General features: G+C 70.3%; 13 protein-coding genes. 2 read left to right on the top strand and 11 right to left on the bottom strand.

Going from position 1 to position 18,547, the window contains the following annotated elements; all coding sequences use genetic code 11:
* Window positions 1-98: 98 nt before the first annotated feature.
* Genes hrpA through R0146_RS12530 form a run of 5 tightly spaced genes read right to left on the bottom strand, consistent with a single transcriptional unit; the run spans window position 99 to window position 7,451 of the window.
* Window positions 99-4,163 carry an ATP-dependent RNA helicase HrpA gene (hrpA, locus tag R0146_RS12550; protein ID WP_317692409.1) on the bottom strand — a complete coding sequence of 1,355 codons (4,065 nt, stop codon included), beginning with the start codon at window positions 4,161-4,163 and terminating at the stop codon, window positions 99-101.
* Window positions 4,160-5,086, bottom strand: a complete 927-nt coding sequence (locus R0146_RS12545) for a universal stress protein (protein WP_317690174.1) — start codon at window positions 5,084-5,086, stop codon at window positions 4,160-4,162. The genes hrpA and R0146_RS12545 overlap by 4 nt, the downstream gene beginning before the upstream one ends.
* A gap of 35 nt (window positions 5,087-5,121) precedes the next feature.
* Window positions 5,122-5,535, bottom strand: coding sequence for a pyridoxamine 5'-phosphate oxidase family protein (locus R0146_RS12540; RefSeq protein ID WP_317690173.1), 414 nt, complete (start codon window positions 5,533-5,535; stop codon window positions 5,122-5,124).
* 46 nt (window positions 5,536-5,581) lie between these two features.
* On the bottom strand, window positions 5,582-6,496 hold the full coding sequence (locus R0146_RS12535) for a T3SS (YopN, CesT) and YbjN peptide-binding chaperone 1 (protein WP_317690172.1): 915 nt from the start codon (window positions 6,494-6,496) through the stop codon (window positions 5,582-5,584).
* A 31-nt stretch (window positions 6,497-6,527) separates the two neighbouring features.
* Window positions 6,528-7,451 carry an AEC family transporter gene (locus tag R0146_RS12530; RefSeq protein WP_317690171.1) on the bottom strand — a complete coding sequence of 308 codons (924 nt, stop codon included), beginning with the start codon at window positions 7,449-7,451 and terminating at the stop codon, window positions 6,528-6,530.
* A gap of 464 nt (window positions 7,452-7,915) precedes the next feature.
* Here R0146_RS12530 and R0146_RS12525 point away from each other — a divergent pair, with 464 nt between their 5' ends.
* On the top strand, window positions 7,916-8,902 hold the full coding sequence (locus R0146_RS12525; RefSeq protein ID WP_317690169.1) for a hypothetical protein: 987 nt from the start codon (window positions 7,916-7,918) through the stop codon (window positions 8,900-8,902).
* 107 nt (window positions 8,903-9,009) lie between these two features.
* On the opposite strand, the gene R0146_RS12520 is transcribed toward R0146_RS12525, so the two are convergent.
* Window positions 9,010-10,797: a SulP family inorganic anion transporter gene (locus R0146_RS12520; protein WP_317690168.1), complete on the bottom strand. Its 1,788-nt coding sequence runs from the start codon at window positions 10,795-10,797 to the stop codon at window positions 9,010-9,012.
* Between the two features lie 53 nt (window positions 10,798-10,850).
* On the bottom strand, window positions 10,851-11,684 hold the full coding sequence (locus R0146_RS12515) for a non-homologous end joining protein Ku (RefSeq protein WP_317690166.1): 834 nt from the start codon (window positions 11,682-11,684) through the stop codon (window positions 10,851-10,853).
* A 93-nt stretch (window positions 11,685-11,777) separates the two neighbouring features.
* Here R0146_RS12515 and ligD point away from each other — a divergent pair, with 93 nt between their 5' ends.
* A complete protein-coding gene (gene ligD, locus R0146_RS12510; protein WP_317690165.1) occupies window positions 11,778-13,859 on the top strand; it encodes a non-homologous end-joining DNA ligase in 2,082 nt (693 codons plus the stop codon).
* 23 nt (window positions 13,860-13,882) lie between these two features.
* Here ligD and R0146_RS12505 read toward each other — a convergent pair whose 3' ends face one another.
* The 4 genes from R0146_RS12505 to R0146_RS12490 form a co-directional block, all read right to left on the bottom strand.
* The gene (locus R0146_RS12505) at window positions 13,883-14,086 is read right to left on the bottom strand and encodes a YgaP family membrane protein (RefSeq protein WP_317690163.1); all 204 of its coding nucleotides are present in this window, start codon (window positions 14,084-14,086) and stop codon (window positions 13,883-13,885) included.
* Window positions 14,087-14,240: 154 nt separating this feature from the next.
* Window positions 14,241-17,204, bottom strand: a complete 2,964-nt coding sequence (locus tag R0146_RS12500; protein WP_317690162.1) for a vitamin B12-dependent ribonucleotide reductase — start codon at window positions 17,202-17,204, stop codon at window positions 14,241-14,243.
* Between the two features lie 28 nt (window positions 17,205-17,232).
* Window positions 17,233-17,703, bottom strand: a complete 471-nt coding sequence (gene nrdR, locus R0146_RS12495) for a transcriptional regulator NrdR (protein WP_317690161.1) — start codon at window positions 17,701-17,703, stop codon at window positions 17,233-17,235.
* A gap of 383 nt (window positions 17,704-18,086) precedes the next feature.
* Window positions 18,087-18,332 (bottom strand): hypothetical protein, encoded by a 246-nt coding sequence (locus R0146_RS12490; protein WP_317690160.1) that lies wholly within the window; start codon window positions 18,330-18,332, stop codon window positions 18,087-18,089.
* Between the last annotated feature and the right edge of the window lie 215 nt (window positions 18,333-18,547).

Below are 18,547 nucleotides of genomic sequence, written 5' to 3'. Positions count from 1 at the left end.
CGCGGCACCGTACGACGTCATGCATCCTCCCCCCAGCCACCCGGTCCCCCGCCGCACCGGTCAGCCCCCACCCGGCGCGTCGCCCGGGTCGGGGTCGTTCACAACGCGAGCACGGCCGTGCCGGCGGAGGCGCGCTCGATCGCCTTGCGGACCCGCTTGGCGGAGATCGTCATCCGGGTGCCCAGGGTCTGGGCGAAGAGGCTGACCCGCAACTCCTCCAGCATCCAGCCGATCTCCTCCACGGTGGGGGGAAGCCGTCCAGGGGCCTGGCGGGCACAGAGGTCGGCGTACGCGTCTTCCAGGACGTTCACCGTCTCCATCGCCTGACGGTCGCGGACCGGCGCGCCGGGCAGGGACGCCAGCCGGGCGGCGATCGCCTTGAGATAGACCGGCAGTCGTTCGTAGTACGGGTCGTCGGTAGCGGCGATGAAGCCGGGGAACACCAGGTTGGCGCGTTGTTCGGTGACATCGGCCCGGACGTCGGCGTCGCCGACCGAGGCCAGGGCGATGCTGATCTGCTGGTCGGCCCGCAGCACCTCGGCCGCGATCGCCACCACGTGGCGCATGTGGTCGGCGTTGTCCTGGCGGACCGTGTCGCACAGTGCGGCGAAGGCCGGTTCGTCGCGGACCTCTGCCGGGTCGACCGCCCGGGTGATCAGGTCACCGACCGATTTGAGCCGGGCGTCGGCGAGCAGCGCCGGCACGGCCTCGTACGGGCTGGAGCCGAGGGCGAACTTGTCCGGGTTCGACAGGTGTGACACCACCCAGCGGGTCGGATCGGGGGTGTTGACCAGCACCAGCCGGCGCAGGCCGATCCGGTGACTGCTCGCGGCGTGGTCGGCGGTGTCCTGGACGACGCTGCCGACCGTGCTGCCCTCGTCGGCGAGTGCCGGATAGCCGATGGCCCGGGTGCCGAGCCGTTCGACGGTCACCTCACGCGGCAGGGTGCCGAACCGCCAGCTGACCGATCCGGTGTGCCCGGCCGCGCGGGACGCCTTCGACAGGGTCGCGGCGACCGTGCGGGTGTGCTCCTGCTGCAGCGCGGCGAGATCCTTGCCGCGGGCCAGCTCGACCTCCTCGCCGGAGGTCGAGCGACCGGACGCGCCGGCACCGCCGTCGGAGCGGACCACTACGAAGGTGACCCGCAGGTGGTCCGGGAGTTTGGCGACATCCCAGTCGCCGGGGGCCACCCGCAGTCCGACGTCGGCGGCGAGCCGGCGGCCGAGCGCGGTGGTCAGCGACGTCACCGCCGGGTCCAGGTCGCCGGTCGCGAGATCGTCGGCCAGCTCGGCGAGCAGGCGCCGGGCCCAGTCGGGGGCCGGGACGACCCGGGTGCGCTGCGCCTTGGGCAGCGAGCGGATCAGTTGGGTGACGAGGTCGAGGCGGAGCCCAGGGACCTGCCAGGTGAACGGTGCGGTCGGCAGCTGGCTGAGGATCGGCAGCGGGATCCGTACGCTCACGCCGTCGGCGCCGGCACCGGGATCGAACACGTACTCGACGTCGAGCGCGTGGTCGCCGACCTGCCAGGTGTCGGGGAAGTCACCGGCCCGGCCGAGGTCGGCGGTGTCCTGGACCAGATCCTCCAGCGTCAGGTCGAGGAAGCCGTCCTCCTCGCGCCGCTTGGTCCGCCACCACGCGTCGAAGCCCGCCACCGTGCAGACGTCGGCCGGGATCCGGGCGTCGTAGAAGTCGTAGATCGCCTGGTCGTCGACGACGATGTCACGGCGGCGGGTGCGCTCCTCGAGCTCCTCGGCCCGCCGGCGGGTCTCCTCGTTGCGCGACCAGAAATGGTGCCGGGTGTGCCACTCCCCCTCGACCAGGGCGGAGCGGAGGAAGATCTCCCGGGCAGCGACCGGGTCGACGCGGGCGTACGACACCTGGCGCCGCCCGATCACCGGCACGCCGTAGAGACTCGCCGTCTCGTACGCCACCGCCTGGCCGGCGCGCATCGACCAGTGCGGCTCGGCGTAGTGACGCTTGAGCAGGTGGCCGCCGACCTCCTCGACCCACTCGGGGCGGATCCCGGCCACAGTGTGGGCCCACAGTCTGCTGGTCTCGACCAGCTCGTTGGCCATCACCAACTCGGGCGGATGTTTGGCCAGTGCCGAGCCCGGGTTGATCGCGAACCGGGTGCCGCGGGCACCCAGGTACTCCCGCGGCCCGCGGCGGACCCGACCCCTGCCGTCCCGGGGGCGGTTCTTCTTCTCGTCCTTGAGGTCGGCCAGACCGACGTGGGAGAGCAGGCCGGTGAGCACCGCGATGTGGACGCGGTCGGCGTCCGCCGGCTGGTCACCGCGACGCATCCCGAGGTCGCGGCAGATGTCACGGAGCTGGTTCTGCAGGTCCTGCCACTCGCGGATCCGCAGGTAGTTGAGGTATTCGTCGCGGCACATCCGCCGGAAGGCGTTGCCCGACATCTCCCGGCGGCGGGCCGTCAGGTAGTCCCACAGCCGCAGCAGAGCGACGAAGTCGGAGCCGTCCGGATCCGGGGTGGGCTGTCCGTCGGCCCCTTGTCGGTCGTCGGCCCCGTGTCGGTCGTCGGCCCCGTGTCGGTCGTCGGTCCCGTGTCCTCCGCGTCGGTCCTCGGCGTCGCGTCGGCCGTCCGCACCGTCACGCTCACCCCGAGGGGTGGCGGCGCTCGGTCCGGTCTCCCCGGCGGTGGCCATCGGCGCCCAGAACCGCCGGTGCAGTTGGTCGGCCTTCTCCCGCTGCTCGCGGGGTCGTTCCCGGGGGTCCTGGATGGTCAGCCCGGCGACCAGGACGATCATCTCGCGCAGGCAGCCGTAGTGTTCCCCGGCCAGCAACATCCGGCCCATCCGCGGGTCGAGCGGGACCCTGGCGAGGCGATGGCCCAGCCGGGTCAGCCGCGGCCGCGACCGGGTGGTCTGCTCGGTGAGCGCCCCCAGCTCGTCGAGCAGCCGCATGCCGTCGGTGATCTGGGCCGACTCCGGTGCCTCCACGAACGGGAAGCCCTCGATGTCACCCAGCCTCGCCTCGGCCATCTGCAGGATCACCGAGGCGAGATTGGTGCGCAGGATCTCCGGCTCGGTGAACTCGGGCCGCGCCAGGTAGTCGTCCTCGGAGTAGAGCCGGATGCAGATGCCGGGCGCGACGCGGCCGCAGCGGCCGGCGCGCTGGTCGGCGGAGGCCCGCGAGACCGGCTCGATCGGCAGCCGTTGCACCTTCGTACGGACCGAGTACCGCGAGATGCGGGCGGTGCCCGGGTCCACCACGTAGCGGATCCCCGGCACGGTCAGCGAGGTCTCGGCGACGTTCGTGGCCAGCACCACCCGACGTCCGGTGTGCGGGGTGAACACGCGGTGTTGTTCGGCCGCGGACAGCCGGGCGTACAGCGGGAGCACCTCGGTGCGCGGCAGCTTCAGGTCCTCGATCGCCTCGGCCGCGTCGCGGATCTCCCGTTCGCCGGACAGGAAGACCAGGATGTCGCCGGTCCCCTCGCCCGCGAGCTCTCGGATCGCGTCGCAGATGCCCTCGTTCTGGTCCTTCTCGACCGCCGCCCGGGCCGCGTCGTCGGCGGCATGCCCGTCCCCCTCGACACTGTCGACCGCACCGTTGTCGACCAACGGGCGGTAGCGCAGCTCGACGGGATACGTACGTCCCGACACCTCGATGATCGGGGCGTCGTCGAAGTGCTTGCTGAACCGCTCGGTGTCGATGGTCGCCGACGTGACGATGACCTTGAGGTCGGGTCGGCGGGGCAGCAATTGCTTGAGATAGCCGAGCAGGAAGTCGATGTTGAGGGACCGCTCGTGTGCCTCGTCGATGATGACGGTGTCCCACGAGCGCAGGTCGCGGTCGTGGGAGATCCCGGCCAGCAGGATGCCGTCGGTCATCACGGTCAGCGCGGTCTCCCGCTGTGCCTTGCGGGTGAAGCGGACCTGGTAGCCGACCTCGTCGCCGAGCTCGACGCCCATCTCGTCGGCGATCCGTTCGGCGACCGTCCGGGCGGCAAGACGCCGCGGCTGGGTGTGCGCGATCCGCGTACGCCCCAGCCGCAGGCACAGCTTCGGCAGCTGTGTGGTCTTGCCGGAACCCGTCTCCCCGGCCACGATGACCACTTGGGACCGCGACAGGGCAGCGGCGATGTCGTCCACCCGCGAGCTGATCGGCAGCTCTGCGGGGAAGGTGATGGTGGGGGTCAGGAGGGCTGGCCTCCCCGGATCTCTTCCTCGTCGAGCGGCCCGGTGTCCTCGGCGCGGTCACGGATCAGCGCCAGCGGGCACTCGGCGTGAGCCATCACGCCGCGGACCACACCGCCGACCCCGAAGCCGGCGGTGGTGTGCACGCCGAGCCACAGCAGGTCGAGCTCCTTGGACCGGGCGACCATTTCCTTGACCGGGTGGCCCTGGACCACGTGCGCGGTCACCTTGACGCCCGGGTAGCGCTTCTGCAGCGGCGCCAGCAGCGCCTGGACGCCGCCCTCGGCGGCCGCCCCGGCCACGTCGACAGCCTTGTCACCGGTGCGGCGGACCGCTCCCGGCACGTCCCAGACGTGGATGACCTCGAGGTCGACCTTGCGCCGGTCCGCCTCGGCGAAGGCCGCGGCGAGCGCTGCGGCACCGTTCGCGGTGGCGTCGACCCCCACACCGATCCGGTGCAGCCGGCCGGTCGCGGTCGGCGAGGAGGCCGCCGAGATCATCACCACCGGGCAGTGGGCGGTCGCGGCGACGCCGACGCTGGTGGAGCCGACGAAGATCCGCTCCAGGCCGGACAGGGACCGCCGGCCGACGACCAGCAGGTCGGCATCGCGGGAGAGCCGGGTCAGGGCCGCTGCGGCGTTGCCCATGATCACCTCGGTGTGGATCCGGTCGGCGGGGAAGCCTTCGGCCTGCACCGCCTCGGACGCCTCGGTGACGACCTGCATGCCCGCCTCGTGCAGCACGGACGGGTCGTAGACGACACCCCAGGCACCGGCCAGGATCGCATCATCGACGACATGGGCGATCACCAGATCGTCCCCGCGCAACTCCGCCGCCCCCCGGGCGTACGAAAGGGCTCGGTTGGCATCCGGGGATCCGTCGACACCGACCAGCACTCCACGCCGACGCGAAACTGATTCAGTCATCACTGCCTCCTGTTGTCGCTCTGCTGTCGAGTTTGTCACTTCTCTTCGCGGTCCACCACGCGTCCGCTGATGGTCCTCAACTCCAGTGTGACGAAGAGATCACGATCACCCTTGGCCCACGGCGTCGGGCCGTCCACCCGCAGCGCCTCCAGCCGGTCCGCCTCGGTCGGCGAGGACGACACGCCCTGGGCCATCACGCTCCACCCGTTGCCGGTCGACACGTCGATGTCGTCCACCTGGAACGACACCTCGCGGCCTTCGGCGAGTTCGGCGAGCACCGACGAACGGGAGGTCCGGAAGACCACGAGATCGTCCCGTACGACGTAGTTCACCGGCAGGACCAGCAGTCCCGCCACCGGGGAGGTCCAGGCCACCCGGCCGACCTCCTGGGTCCGCAACAGGACGCGGCAGTCCTCGGGATCGAGGGCCGCGAACATGCCTTCGTGCATAGTCCTCCTCCGTTTCCTCGTCCGATGGTACTGGAGCCGACCGGCCTCACTCGACCTCGAACGTCGTATGGCCCCCCAGCTTGTGGGCGAGTTCATCGTCGATCCCGTCCGCGATGTCGCTCATGATCCGTACCGCCTGGTGGAGATGAGCCGGGACGAACGGGTGGGTCAGCACCGACAGGCTGGCGAAGACCTTGTCCCGCACCAGATGGAACTTCACCATCCGGGCATCGGCGTTGAGGTCGTTGAGCACCTCCGCGGCCCGGGACCGTCCGGCCACGTCGTGCACGATCACCGAGAACAGGATCAGCTCCCGCCCGTCGCGGGAGAGCCGCAGGAAGAGCATCGCCGAACCGACCCGCAGGGCGATGTCGCCCTCGTGGTCACGGAGCGGGGCGTGACCGAACATGTCGGTGAGCTCGGCCTCGATCATCTCGTTGAGATGGCGGGTGTTGACCGGGATCGTCGCGATCACGTCCTCGGCGTCGAACTCGCTGCCCGACAGCGGCTCCGCTCGCGGGGTGAGCACCTCGGCCAGGTGGTCGGGCGCCAGGAACACCGGATGCTGCACCCCGAACACGTCGCGCAGCGCCCCGACCGCGGCGGCGGCCAGCCGGTCGGAGGCCTCCTGGTCCAGCTCGATCCAGAAGTTCGCAGTCGGCCGAGGCCCCTCGATGGTCGGGGCGGACCAGCCGAGTCGTTCCATCAACGCCAGCTGCTCCGAGCCGAGCTGGTAGTCCTCGCCGAGCACCGCGTTGCTGGAGGCCTCGGCACGGATCGTCGTACGGTCCAGCGCCGTGAACGTGACGTACGGGACCTGGCTCTCGTCGACGGCCACGCACCCGATGGTGAAGTCCGCCGAGTCGTCGATCACCGAGATCACCTCGGCGAGACGCAGCTCGAACTCGTCCCAGGCCTGGGCGATGCTGCGATCGAGGTCGAAGTCTCCGTACTGGGGCACGGCCTGAAACTAGCGCACCAACGGGGGCACGTCACGACAGCAGTGCTGCGAGCCCGAAAATGCTCAGCACCGAGAGCAGCGTGGACACGAAGATCGCGTCCCTGGCCATCACCACACCCCGGTCGTAGCGGGTCGCGACCACGAACACGTTCTGTGCCGTCGGCAGGCCCGCCATGATCGTCACCGCCAACAGGTCCGGCCGGTCGAGATGCATCACGAACCGGCCGAAGGCCCAGGCCACCAGCGGCATCGCGACGAGCTTGAGCACCGTCTGGAAGGCGAGCATCCGGCCGGCCGTACGATCCGGCCGCGGCCCCAGTCGCAGCGAGATGCCGAAGGCCATCAGCACCCCGGGGACGGCCATCGCCCCGACCATCGTCATCGGGGTGGCCAGCAGCGGCGGGATCCCGGTGCCGGTGACCGACAGCAGCACGCCGACCAGGGTGGCGATCGTCAGCGGGTTGCGGACGTACCGCCCGACGAAGGCCCGTACGGTGAAGCGGGTCTCGGTGCCGGTGCTCAGGTCCAGCAGCGCCAGTCCGAGCGGCTGGAGGAACAGCAACTGGGTGAGGATCACCGGCACGACACGGGTCGGCGACCCCAGGACGTAGGCCGCGATCGGCAGGCCGAGGTTGCCCGCATTGACGTACGCCGAGGCGAAGGCACCGACGACCGTCTCGGCCATCGGCAGCCGCCAGACGAACCGGGCCGCAGCCATCCAGACCACGATCATCGCGGCGATCGACACCAACGAGGCGATCAGGTCCACCGACAGGACGGCGCCGAGGTCCTCGTCCGCCATCATCGTCACGAACAGCACCGGCATGGCGACGTAGAACGACAGCGTGCCGAGGGTGTTCTGGGTCTGCTCGGTGAAGACCCCCAGGTGCGCCAGGAGATAGCCGACGGCGACCACCGCGGCGATCACGAAGAAGCCCGACAACACACCCTGCACCCGCCTCACTGTAGGGCCCGACCGGGCGCCGACGGGACCGGCCGCGGCACCGCGGCGGGATCCGGCGCGGTGGCGATCGGCCGACGGGTTCCTGCGATACTGGCGGCATGACAGCTCCCCAGCAGCCGTCGCCCCCGCCCTCCGGGCGACGGGGACTGCCTCCGGCAGCCCCGTTCGGAGCCGACCCGGCGCACACGCCGGCGCCGGGCGGGACACCGAACCGGTGGACCGAGCCCGGCGCAGGACCGCGGACCCCCACCTCCGGCCGCGGACCGCAACACCCCACCCCCGCTCCTGAACCGACGGCTGTGCTGCCCCCGGTCGGCGCCCCCACGCCGGGCCCCCGCCGGACGTCCCCCGCCGGACCCCCACCACCGTCCGGTCGGCGCCCCGGCCCCGGTTCGCCGGCCTCCGGCCGGCCCCGACGGGCGACGAGCAGCCCATCACGGCATCGGTTGCCCGTCGTGCTGACCGGTGCGGTAGTGGCGCTGGTGCTGATCGGCGGCGCCTCGTTCCTGCTCTGGCACTACCTCGCCGGCCGGCGCTACGACGCCCAGCTGGCCGCCGACCAGGCGGCCGCCCGTGCGGTCACCGAGACCTATCTGGGCGCGCTGCGGGACGCAAAGGCGGCGACCGCCCTGGACACGGCGGCGGAGCGCCCGCGCAACGCCTCCCTGCTGACCGACGACACGCTGCGGGCGGCGCGCGACAAGGGCGGAGTGAGCGGCATCCGGGTCGGTGAGGCGACCATCGCCCAGGATCGCGGGCGACGGGTCATCGGCGACACCGGCACCGTCGCCGCCCACTACCAAGTGGGCGGACAGGCCGTCGACCTGGCACTGCCGGTCTCCCGGGTGGGCACCGCCTGGAAGATGACAGCCGTCACCTCACGGGTCGACCTGGGGGCCGCCGGGGCACCGCCGCGCACCGTCTTCGGCGCGCTGCCCGACTCCCCGACCGTGGACCTGTTCCCCGGCACCTACCGGATCGCGACGAGCTCGACCTTCGTCACCCTCGCCGAGCCCGACCTGGTCGTCACCGCCCCCGATCCGCTGGGCGCCGAGGCCCAGCACTGGAGCGGTGGAGCACCGGGACTGTCGACCCAGGCACGCACCGCGATCACCGAGGCCGCGCGCGACTCCCTGTCGGGCTGCCTCGGCCAGAAGTCGCTGACCCCCGCGGGATGCCCGATCGCGATCACCACCGGGGCCGCCATCACGGTTCGACCGGAGACGATCACCTACATCCTGCTCGATGACCCGTGGCCGAAGGCCGAGGTGACGTTCGACGCTGCGAGCGGCGGCGCCACCGGCAAGGTGCCGCTGCACTACCGCCTCGAAGCGGCGGCCACCAGCGGGGGCGTCGAAGGAGTCGTCCGGCAGGACTACAGCTACGACGCGCAGTTCGTCGCCGACCTCCAGGGCAGCGCCCCGGCGATCACCTGGAAGTAGCACCATCACCCGGCAGGGCCGGCGCTCCCCCGTACGGTCCTGAGCAGGCCCGCCCGCCGCCGCCCGGGGCCTGCTCCTGCGGATCGGTGGGCCGGTGCCAGGGCCGGTCATTCCTCCGCACCCGGCTCCGGGTCGGTGCGCTCCTCGACCGGATGACTGACCGCCCACCGCTCGAAGGCCGCGATCGCTGTCGGCAGGGTCGGGAAGACGTAGTCACGACCCACCGCATCGATGATCCCGGCCCGCTCCAGCTGGGCCAGCGCCTCCTCGTTGAGCCGTGCGATGGCGAACCGGATGCCGTGCTCGTCCAGCATCCGTCGCAGTTGCTCCATCTCGTCGCCGGCGGTGAGGTCGACCTCGCCGTTCGCCTCGGCGTTGAGCAGGAACCAGCGGGTCGGTGTCTCGGCGGACAACGCCGCCTGCAGTGCCCGGCGACGGAAATCGACCGAGTTGGCGAAGAACAGCGGCGCGTCGTACCGGTAGACGACCAGGCCGGGCACCGGCTGCGCCTCCGGGGTGGCGGCGGTGTCGTACATCCCGGGGGTGCCAGGGACCCGTCCGAGCACCGCCTCCGCCGGAGTGGTCAGTCGCCGCAGCAGGTCGAGGATGGACAGGCCGACGGCGATCGCGATGCCGATCAGCACGTCGAACGCGAGCACCCCGGCGGTGGTGAGGAGCGCCAGCACCAGCTCACTGCGGCGGAACCGTGCCACCCGGCGCCATTCCCGCAGGTCGATCAGCTTCAGCGCGGCGAAGACCACGACGGCGCCGAGGGCGGCCGAGGGGAAGGCTGCGATCACCGGCCCGAGGACGAACAACGTCGCCAGCACGCACACCAAGGAGACCAGGGAGGCGAGCTGGGTGTGGCTGTTCATCATCGCTCCGAGCGCCGTACGGCTCCCACTGCTGCTGACCGGGAAACCGCCGGTCAGACCAGCCGCCGCATTCGCCGCGCTGAGGGCGAGGAACTCCTGGTCCGGGTCGGTCTCCTCGCCCTGCCGGGCCGCGAACGAGCGACCGGTGAGGACGTTGTCGGTGTAGCCGACCAGAGCCACGCCGACGGCGACCGGGACCATCTCCCGCCACGGGATGCCGGTCAGATCCGGGGGGCCGAATGGCGGCAGGCCGGCCGGCACCGCGCCGACGACCCGGATGCCGACGCCGGTCAGGTGGAACCACGCCACCACAGCTGCCGAGGCCGCCATCGCCAGCAGCGGCCCCGGCCAGCGAGGCAGCAGACGGTCCAGGAGCAGCAGCGTGACCAGCACGGCGCCGGCCAGCACGGCGGTCTGCCAGTGCAGCTGCACCCAGTTGGTCAGCAGGCTGCGGACCTCGAGATAGGTGCTGCGCCCGTCGGTGGCGATCCGGGTGAGCCGGCCGAGCTGACCGACGATCATCAACGCGGCGATCCCCGTCATGTAGCCGGTCAGCACCGGTCGGGAGAAGAACTCCGAGAGAAAGCCCAGCCGGGTGGCCCAGCCGATCAGACAGATCACCGCGACGGTCAGTGCGAGCACGGCCGCCAGCGTCGCCCGCTGCCCCGGGTCGGCGTCCGGGGCCAGGGTCGCGATCGCGGTCGCCGTCATCAGCGCGGTGGTCGACTCCGGCCCGACCGACAGCTGCCGCGAGCTGCCGAGCACCGCATAGACCACCAGCGGTCCGACGATCGCCCACAGCCCGGTCACCGGCGGGAGTCCGGCGACCCCGGCGTACGCCATCACCTGCGGGACGAGATAGGCCGCAACAGTGAGGCCGGCCATCAGATCGCCGCGCAGCCATCGACGCTCGTAGTGGCGCAGGACGACCAACCCCGGGAGCAGGCGGGCGCGGTCGAGCAGCCCTGCCTCAACTCCGGTCGACGGGTCCCCCGACCCTGCGCCCGCAGAGGCTGTCATGGTGCCATCGTACGGACGCGGGACCGTACGATCCGGGCAAATCACGCCCGCTGTCAGACGACCTTGTTCGCCCCACCCGCGTCGGCCGCACCCTTGTCCGCCCCGCCGCGCTTGCGCTCGAGGGAGGCCCGCAGCGCCGCCATCAGGTCGATCACCTCGCCGCCCTCCTCCGCCGTCGATGATGGCGCCGGGCCGGCCACGATGACCCCCTCATCGGCGGCCAGCCGGGCTTCCACCAACTCTTTGAGCTGCACCTGGTAGTCGTCGACGTACGCGGCGGGGTCGAAGTCCTCGGAGAGCTGGGCGACCAGCAGGTTGGCCATCGCCTGCTCCGCCTCGGTCACCGCCGCGGTCGGCGCCTTGCCGGCGAACTCCGGTTCGCGCACCTCATCGGCCCACAACAGCGACTGCAGCACCATCAGGTCGCCGCGCACCCGCAGCACCCCGAGCCGGGTGCGCTGCCGCAGGGCGTATTTCACCACCGCCGTCCGGGCGGTCTGCTCCAGGGTCGACCGCAACAGCAGGTAGGGCTTGGCGGCCTTCTTGTCCGGCTCCAGGTAGTACGCGGCGCCGAGGGTGAGCGGATCGATCTGCTCGCTCGGCACGAACTGCAGCACCTGGATCTCGTGGGCGGCCTCGGCCGGCAGCGCCTCGAGCTCCTCCTCGGTCAGCACGACCCGCTTGCCGTCCGCCTCGTACGCCCTGTCGATGTGCTCGTACGCGACGACCTCGCCGCAGACCTCGCAGCGGCGTTGGTAGCGGATCCGACCACCGTCGGCGTCGTGCACCTGGTGCAGCGGCACGTCGTGGGAGGACGCGGCGGCGTACAGCTTCACCGGGACGTTGACCAGTCCGAAGGCGATCGCCCCTGCCCACATCGACCTCATGACTCCATTGAACCCGACAGATGTGATCTGGGGAACATACAGTGGCCTGTAACAGCGGGCTCGGGAGGTGCGATGGCGGGCTCGAGAGGTGCGATGGCGGGCTCGAGAGGTGCGACGGCCGGCCGGCCCCGGAGGGTGGAGGTCGAGGGGCGGACGATCACGCTCACCAACCCGGACAAGGTCCTCTACCCCTCGACGGGCACCCGCAAGGGCGAGGTCCTCGACTACTACCTGGCGGTCGCCGAACGGCTGATCGGCTGGGCCCGGGACCGCCCCGCCACCCGCAAGCGCTGGGTGCACGGCGTCGGGACGGCCGAGGAACCAGGGCAGGCGTTCTTCACCAAGCAGCTGGAGCGGGGCGCCCCCTCGTGGGTGGCACGCCGCGACATCCCGCACACCGAGCGCGTCATCACCTACCCGCTGGTGAACGACACCGCGACGCTGGCCTGGCTGGCCCAGGTGGACACCCTCGAGATCCACGTTCCGCAGTGGCGGTTCGGTCCGGACGGGGAGCCCGACCCGCCCGACCGGCTGGTGCTGGACCTCGATCCAGGGCCGGGCGTCGGGCTCCCGGAATGCGTACGCGTCGCCCGGGAGGCCCGTGCGGTGCTGGCGGACATGGGCCTGACCGCTACCCCGGTCACCTCGGGGTCGAAGGGTCTGCATCTCTACGCCGGTCTGCCGGGCACTGCCTCGTCCGACGAGGTGAGCGCCGTCGCCCGCGCGTTGGCGGACGCCTTGGCGCAGGAGCTGCCCACGCTGGTCGTTTCCGAGATGCGCCGTTCGCTGCGGACCGGCCGGGTGCTGCTCGACTGGTCGCAGAACAACGCCCGCAAGACGACCATCTGCCCGTGGTCGCTGCGGGGGCGGCTGGTGCCGACCGTCGCCGCGCCCCGGGAATGGGACGAGCTGGACGATCCGGGCCTGGCCCAGCTGACCATGAGCGACGTGCTGGACCGGCTGCAGCGCGGTCCCGGTCCTCTGGATCCGGTGGGCCTGCCGGCGGCTCGGGCGGTCGGTGAGAGCCGCCCGGTCGATGCCTCCCCTGCCGACGATCCGCCCCATCCCCGCACGTCGCCCCACCCCCGCACGTCGCCTCACCGCGATACATCGCCCCACCGCGACGGCGAGTCTCCCTCGGACCGACCGTCCGGCGGTACCAGCCATCCGCCGGACCAGCCGGAGGCGACGTATGCGCCGATGCTCGCCACGTCGGGGACGCTCGGCCTGATGTCCGGGGAGGGCTGGGCGTACGAGATGAAATGGGACGGCATCCGGGTGATCGCCAGGTCGTCGAGCGGTCACGTACGGCTGACCAGTCGGACCGGCCGCGACGTGACGGCCACCTACCCGGAGCTTGCCGAGCTCGGCACGCTGGCCCGCGGCGATCTGGTCGTCGACGGAGAGGTGGTCGCCATCGGGGCGGCCGGGCATCCCGACTTCGGCCTGCTGCAACGACGGATGAACCTCACCGGCACCGGCGATGTCGCTCGGCTGCGGGCCGAGGTGCCGGTCACCCTGATGGTCTTCGACCTGTTGGAGGTCGACGGGCGCGACGTCACCGGGGAGACGTACGACACCCGCCGCCGACTGCTGGAAGAGGTCTTGTCGCCCGACGGAACGGAGCGGGGGCGTTCCCGCGGGAACGTGGAGAGCCCCGGCGGACACAGCGTCCTCGTCCCGCCGGCCCACCTCGGATCAGCGAGCGCGGCGATGTCCGCCTCGGAGCAGCTCGGACTGGAGGGGATCGTCGCCAAGCGCCGGTCGTCGCCCTACCGGTCGGGCGTACGCTCGGCCGACTGGCTGAAGGTCAAGCACCGGCGCACCCAGGACGTGGTGGTGATCGGTTGGCGCCCGATCGGCGATACCGAGGATCTCGGGGCGGTCCTGACGGCGGTGCCCGACCCGTCCGGAGAGCTCGTGTTCAGCGGACGGGTCGGGTCGGGCTTCGGGGACAGGACCCGCGAGGAGGCTCGGGTACTGCTGACTCCACTCGCCCGGGACGTCCCAGCGGTTGCCGTGCCGGCAGAGGAGCTCAAGGGCGTGCACTGGGTCGAGCCCGTTCTGGTGGCGGAGGTCGCGTACGGGGAATTCACCTCGTCGGGGAGGTTCCGGCACCCGATCTGGCGCGGCTGGCGGCCGGATCAGGTGCCGGATGACATCCGTTGGGAATGACCCTGCACGAGTCGGTCCTGGGGTCAGCTCCTGGGGGTGGTGCGGATCCCGAAGGGCAGGTACGCGGGGCAGGTCCGCACGGCGGCGGTCGCGACAAGCAGGACGCCGAGGACGGCGGCCACGATGCCGAAGACGGAGGTGATGCCGAGGACGAAGGCCACGACGATCAGGATCGGGCCCAGCGTGAAGCGGACGAGACGGTCGGTGTTGCCGATGTTCTTGATCATGGCGCGCTTTCCGTTAGATACCCCTAGGGGTATGTTGATTCTGCATCATCGTAGCGCCTCCGCGGCGGTTGGCCGAGCGTTCCCCAGAAGCGGCGAGGCCCCACTCCGGAGATCCGGAGTGGGGCCTCATCGGCGCACCGCGTGCAACCGTTACTCAGCTGCAGCCGCTGGTCGAGCCGCAGCCCTCGCAGACGTAGCAGGAGCCACTGGGGCGCATCTTGGTGCCACAGGTCAGGCAGAGCGGAGCATCGACCGAGGTGCCGGTGAGCTCCTCCATCAGTTCGGCACTGGTGTGCGCGTCGTGCGGGGACCGGTCACCGCCCGACACAGCCTCGGGGGCCGCCTCCGATGCCTTCTGGCGGGCAGCCGGCGCGGGTGCCACCGGAGCGGCGGCACCGGTGCCGGCCGACGAGCCGGCTGAGCCCAAGGTGAGCGGAGCCACCAGCAGGGTCGGCATCGAGGAGGGGCGGTTCGTCGGCCGGCTGGCCGGCAGGTCCGCCATATCGGCGTCGGCATCGTCCTGGTAGCTGCCGGTGTCCAGGTAGCGGGCCCGTTCTGCAGCGGTGTAGATGCCGAGCTCGGCTCGTTCGTCGAAGGACAGGTAGTCCAGCGCCAGGCGGCGGAAGATGTAGTCCATGATCGACTGAGCCATCCGGATGTCGGAGTCGTCGGTCATGCCGGCCGGCTCGAACTTCAGGTTGGTGAACTTCTGCACGAAAGTGGTCAGCGGCACACCGTACTGGAGGCCGATCGAGACCGCGATCGAGAAGGCGTCCATCACGCCGGACAGGGTCGACCCCTGCTTGCCCAGCTTCAGGAAGATCTCACCCAGGCCGTCGTCCGGGTAGGAACCGGTGGTCATGTAGCCCTCGGCGCCGGCGACGGTGAACGAGGTGGTGAAGCTCGGGCGCTTCTTCGGCAGCCGCTTGCGGATCGGGCGGTACTCGATCTGCACCTCAGGCTCGGCGACCTCGTCGGCCTTGTCCGCCTTCGCACCGGTGGACAGCGGCTGTCCGACCTTGCAGTTGTCGCGGTACACGGCCAGGGCCTTCAGACCGAGCTTCCAGCCCTGCAGGTAGACGTCGGCGATGTCTTCGACCGTCGCCGATTCCGGCAGGTTCACGGTCTTGGAGATGGCGCCGGACAGGAACGGCTGCACCGCGGCCATCATCCGGACGTGACCCATCGGCCGGATCGCCCGCTGCCCCATCGCGCAGTCGAAGACCTCGTAGTGCTCCGGCTTGAGCCCGGGGGCGTCGACGACGTGACCGTGCTCGGAGATGTAGGAAACGATCGCCTCGATCGTCTCCTCGGCGTAGCCGAGCTTCGCAAGGGCCTTCGGGACGGTGTGGTTGACGATCTGCATCGAGCCGCCGCCAACCAGCTTCTTGAACTTGACCAGCGAGAAGTCAGGCTCGATGCCGGTCGTGTCGCAGTCCATCATGAAGCCGATGGTGCCGGTGGGTGCGAGCAGCGAGGCCTGGGCGTTGCGGAAGCCGTTCTGGGCTCCCAGCGAGACGACCTGCTCCCACTCCTGGGTGGCGACCTGGTGCACCGCCGCATCCATCGCGTTGACCGTACGCAGCTCGTCGTTCGCGGCCTGGTGCTTGCGCATCACCCGCTGGTGGGCGTCGGCGTTGCGGGCGTACCCGTTGTACGCGCCTTCGACGGCGGCCAGTTCGGCCGAGCGGCGGTAGGCGGTGGCGGTCATCAGGGAGGTGATCGCGGCGGCGAGCGCCCGGCCACCGTCGGAGTCGTAGCCGTGGCCGGTCGCCATCAGCAGCGCACCGAGATTGGCGTACCCGATGCCGAGCTGACGGTAGTTGCGAGTGGTCTCGGCGATCGCTTCGGTCGGGAAGTCGCCGAACGTCACCGAGATGTCCATCGCGGTGATGATCAGCTCGACCGCCTTGACGAACCGCGCGACGTCGAAGGTGTCGTCGTCGGTCAGGAACTTGAGCAGGTTGAGGCTCGCCAGGTTGCACGACGAGTTGTCCAGGCTCATGTACTCCGAGCAGGGGTTGGACGCGGTGATCCGGCCGGTCTCGGGGTTGGTGTGCCAGTCGTTGATGGTGTCGTCGTACTGCAACCCGGGATCGGCACACTCCCACGCCGCCTGGGCGATCTTGCCGAACAGGCCGCGGGCGTCGACGGTCTCGATCACGTCGCCACTGAGCCGACCCCGCAGACCGAACTCGTCGCCGTCCTCGACTGCCCGCATGAACTCGTCGGAGACCCGCACCGAGTTGTTCGCGTTCTGGTACTGGACCGAAACGATGTCCTTGCCGTCCAGGTCCATGTCGAACCCGGCGTCCCGCAGGGCGCGGATCTTGTCCTCCTCGCGCGCCTTCGTCTCGACGAATTCCTCGATATCGGGGTGGTCCACGTCGAGGACGACCATCTTCGCAGCCCGACGGGTGGCACCGCCGGACTTGATGGTGCCCGCGGAGGCGTCCGCGCCACGCATGAACGACACCGGGCCGGAGGCGGTGCCACCGGAGCTCAGCAGCTCCTTCGACGAGCGGATCCGGGAGAGGTTCACCCCAGCGCCGGAGCCGCCCTTGAAGATGCGGCCCTCTTCGGCATACCAGTTGAGGATCGAGTCCATCGAGTCGTCGACCGACAGGATGAAGCAGGCGCTGATCTGCTGGGGGGCGGTGGTGCCGACGTTGAACCACACCGGCGAGTTGAAGCTGAAGTACTGGTGCAGCAGCATCCACGTCAGCTCGTCGGCGAAGACGCCGGCATCCTCCGGCGTGGCAAAGTAGCCCTCCTGCTCGCCGGTGGTGCGGTACTTGTTCACCACCCGGTCGATCAGGGTCTTCAGGCTGGCCTCGCGGGCATCGGTTCCGACGGCACCGCGGAAGTACTTCGTGGTGACGATGGTGGAGGCGTTGATGCTCCAGGAATCGGGGAACTCGACGCCGCGCTGTTCGAAGACGTTCTCGCCGGTCTTCCAGTTCGTCTGGACGATGTCACGCTTCTCCCAGGTGACCTCGTCGTACGGGTGGACACCTTCGGAGCTGAAGACCCGCGCGATCGTCAGGCCCGTCCCCTTGCCGGACTTGGGACGGGCCGACCGCGACCGACTGGTCGACGGACGGGTGGTTTCGGACATGGGTGACCCCTCTTCTGATGGATGGAGGTTACGACGTGCTGACGACGACCGAGCTCGACCCCGCCCGCAGGGCGGCGATCTCGGCCTCAAAATCCTCGACGGACTGGAACTGGCGGTAGACACTGGCGAACCGCAGGTAGGCGACCTCGTCGAGCTCCCGGAGCGGACCGAGGATGGCCACTCCGACGGCGTGCGACGGGACGATCGTCTGACCGCTGGCACGGATCGCGTCCTCGACCTCCTGGCCGAGTCGAGCGAGCTGATCCTCGGTGACCGGTCGACCCTTGCAGGCCTTGCGGACACCCTGGACGACCTTGCTGCGATCGAACGGCTCGACGACCCCCGACCGCTTGCTCACCGACAGCTGCATCTGCTCAACGGTGCTGAACCGGCGACCACACTCCGGACACTGGCGACGACGACGGATACTCTGGCCGTCCTCGGCAGCACGGGAGTCGAGAACACGCGTGTCACTGTGGTGACAGAACGGACAGTTCACGTCTCCCCCTTCTCCGGTCAGCCCTGGTGGCTGATCCGCCGGTCAGGCTCCCCCCAGACACGAAGCCGGGAGTGGGTCCTGTTGATCACGTGTGGACAACAGGTGGATAACAACCACAATCTGTGGGTGAACCACACATCTGTAACTACTAGATATTGTGATCATAGAACTCGCAACCCCATAGATCAACCCGCCAACACAGCCGCGTCGCAACGCCTGCACCCGTGACGAACGCATCTTCACCACACGGCTCGGCGTTTCGCCAGAACGGCGCCACCAGGCGGTCAACCAGTACCAGCGGTCGAGCCGACAGTTCCCTCAACCAGCAGCCACACCTCGCCCACATGACCCCCGGCGCACCGCCCGACCGGACCGGCAGATCGTCAGACGATGTAGCCCGCCATCACCCCGACCACAACCACTGCAACCACCACCGCAGAGATCGCCATCAACACCAGCAGGGCGACGGATGACACGGCATCGAAGACCACCTCGCATCGCGCCCCCAGCCTCGACAGGTAGACGCCGGTCACACCGACCCGCACACCGTCGAAGCCGTCGTCCGACACGCCGGAGCGGCCGCGGCCCACCGAGGCGCGACGGCCATCGGCCACAACTCCGGACCCCACCCAGGTCACCCGTCCCACACCGGCCGCCACATGCCCTGACGACAGGTCATCGACCAGCAGACACCGCCGTGCACCCGAGGACCACCCCGCGGGTGCCTGCCCCACACGGATCCGACCCCCATCCACCTCGACCCCACGGGTCCCAGCCGCACAGGACGTCCCACCAGCCACAGTCGGCCCGGCAGTGTTCACGCCGACCCCCACCCGGGCCTCTC

The organism is Raineyella sp. LH-20, from assembly GCF_033110965.1.
Classification (GTDB): domain Bacteria; phylum Actinomycetota; class Actinomycetes; order Propionibacteriales; family Propionibacteriaceae; genus Raineyella.
Note: the sequence above shows the minus strand (reverse complement) of the source record. Positions and strands in the feature narration are given on the sequence as shown.

What these genes read in the sequence shown, in the direction of transcription:
- R0146_RS12515 (WP_317690166.1), bottom strand. Translation starts at nt 11,684, where the DNA reads ATGAGGTCGATGTGGGCAGGGGCGATCGCCTTCGGACTGGTCAACGTC.
- R0146_RS12545 (WP_317690174.1), bottom strand. Translation starts at nt 5,086, where the DNA reads ATGACTGAATCAGTTTCGCGTCGGCGTGGAGTGCTGGTCGGTGTCGAC.
- ligD (WP_317690165.1), top strand. Translation starts at nt 11,778, where the DNA reads ATGGCGGGCTCGAGAGGTGCGACGGCCGGCCGGCCCCGGAGGGTGGAG.
- R0146_RS12520 (WP_317690168.1), bottom strand. Translation starts at nt 10,797, where the DNA reads ATGACAGCCTCTGCGGGCGCAGGGTCGGGGGACCCGTCGACCGGAGTT.
- R0146_RS12505 (WP_317690163.1), bottom strand. Translation starts at nt 14,086, where the DNA reads ATGATCAAGAACATCGGCAACACCGACCGTCTCGTCCGCTTCACGCTG.
- R0146_RS12540 (WP_317690173.1), bottom strand. Translation starts at nt 5,535, where the DNA reads ATGCACGAAGGCATGTTCGCGGCCCTCGATCCCGAGGACTGCCGCGTC.
- R0146_RS12500 (WP_317690162.1), bottom strand. Translation starts at nt 17,204, where the DNA reads ATGTCCGAAACCACCCGTCCGTCGACCAGTCGGTCGCGGTCGGCCCGT.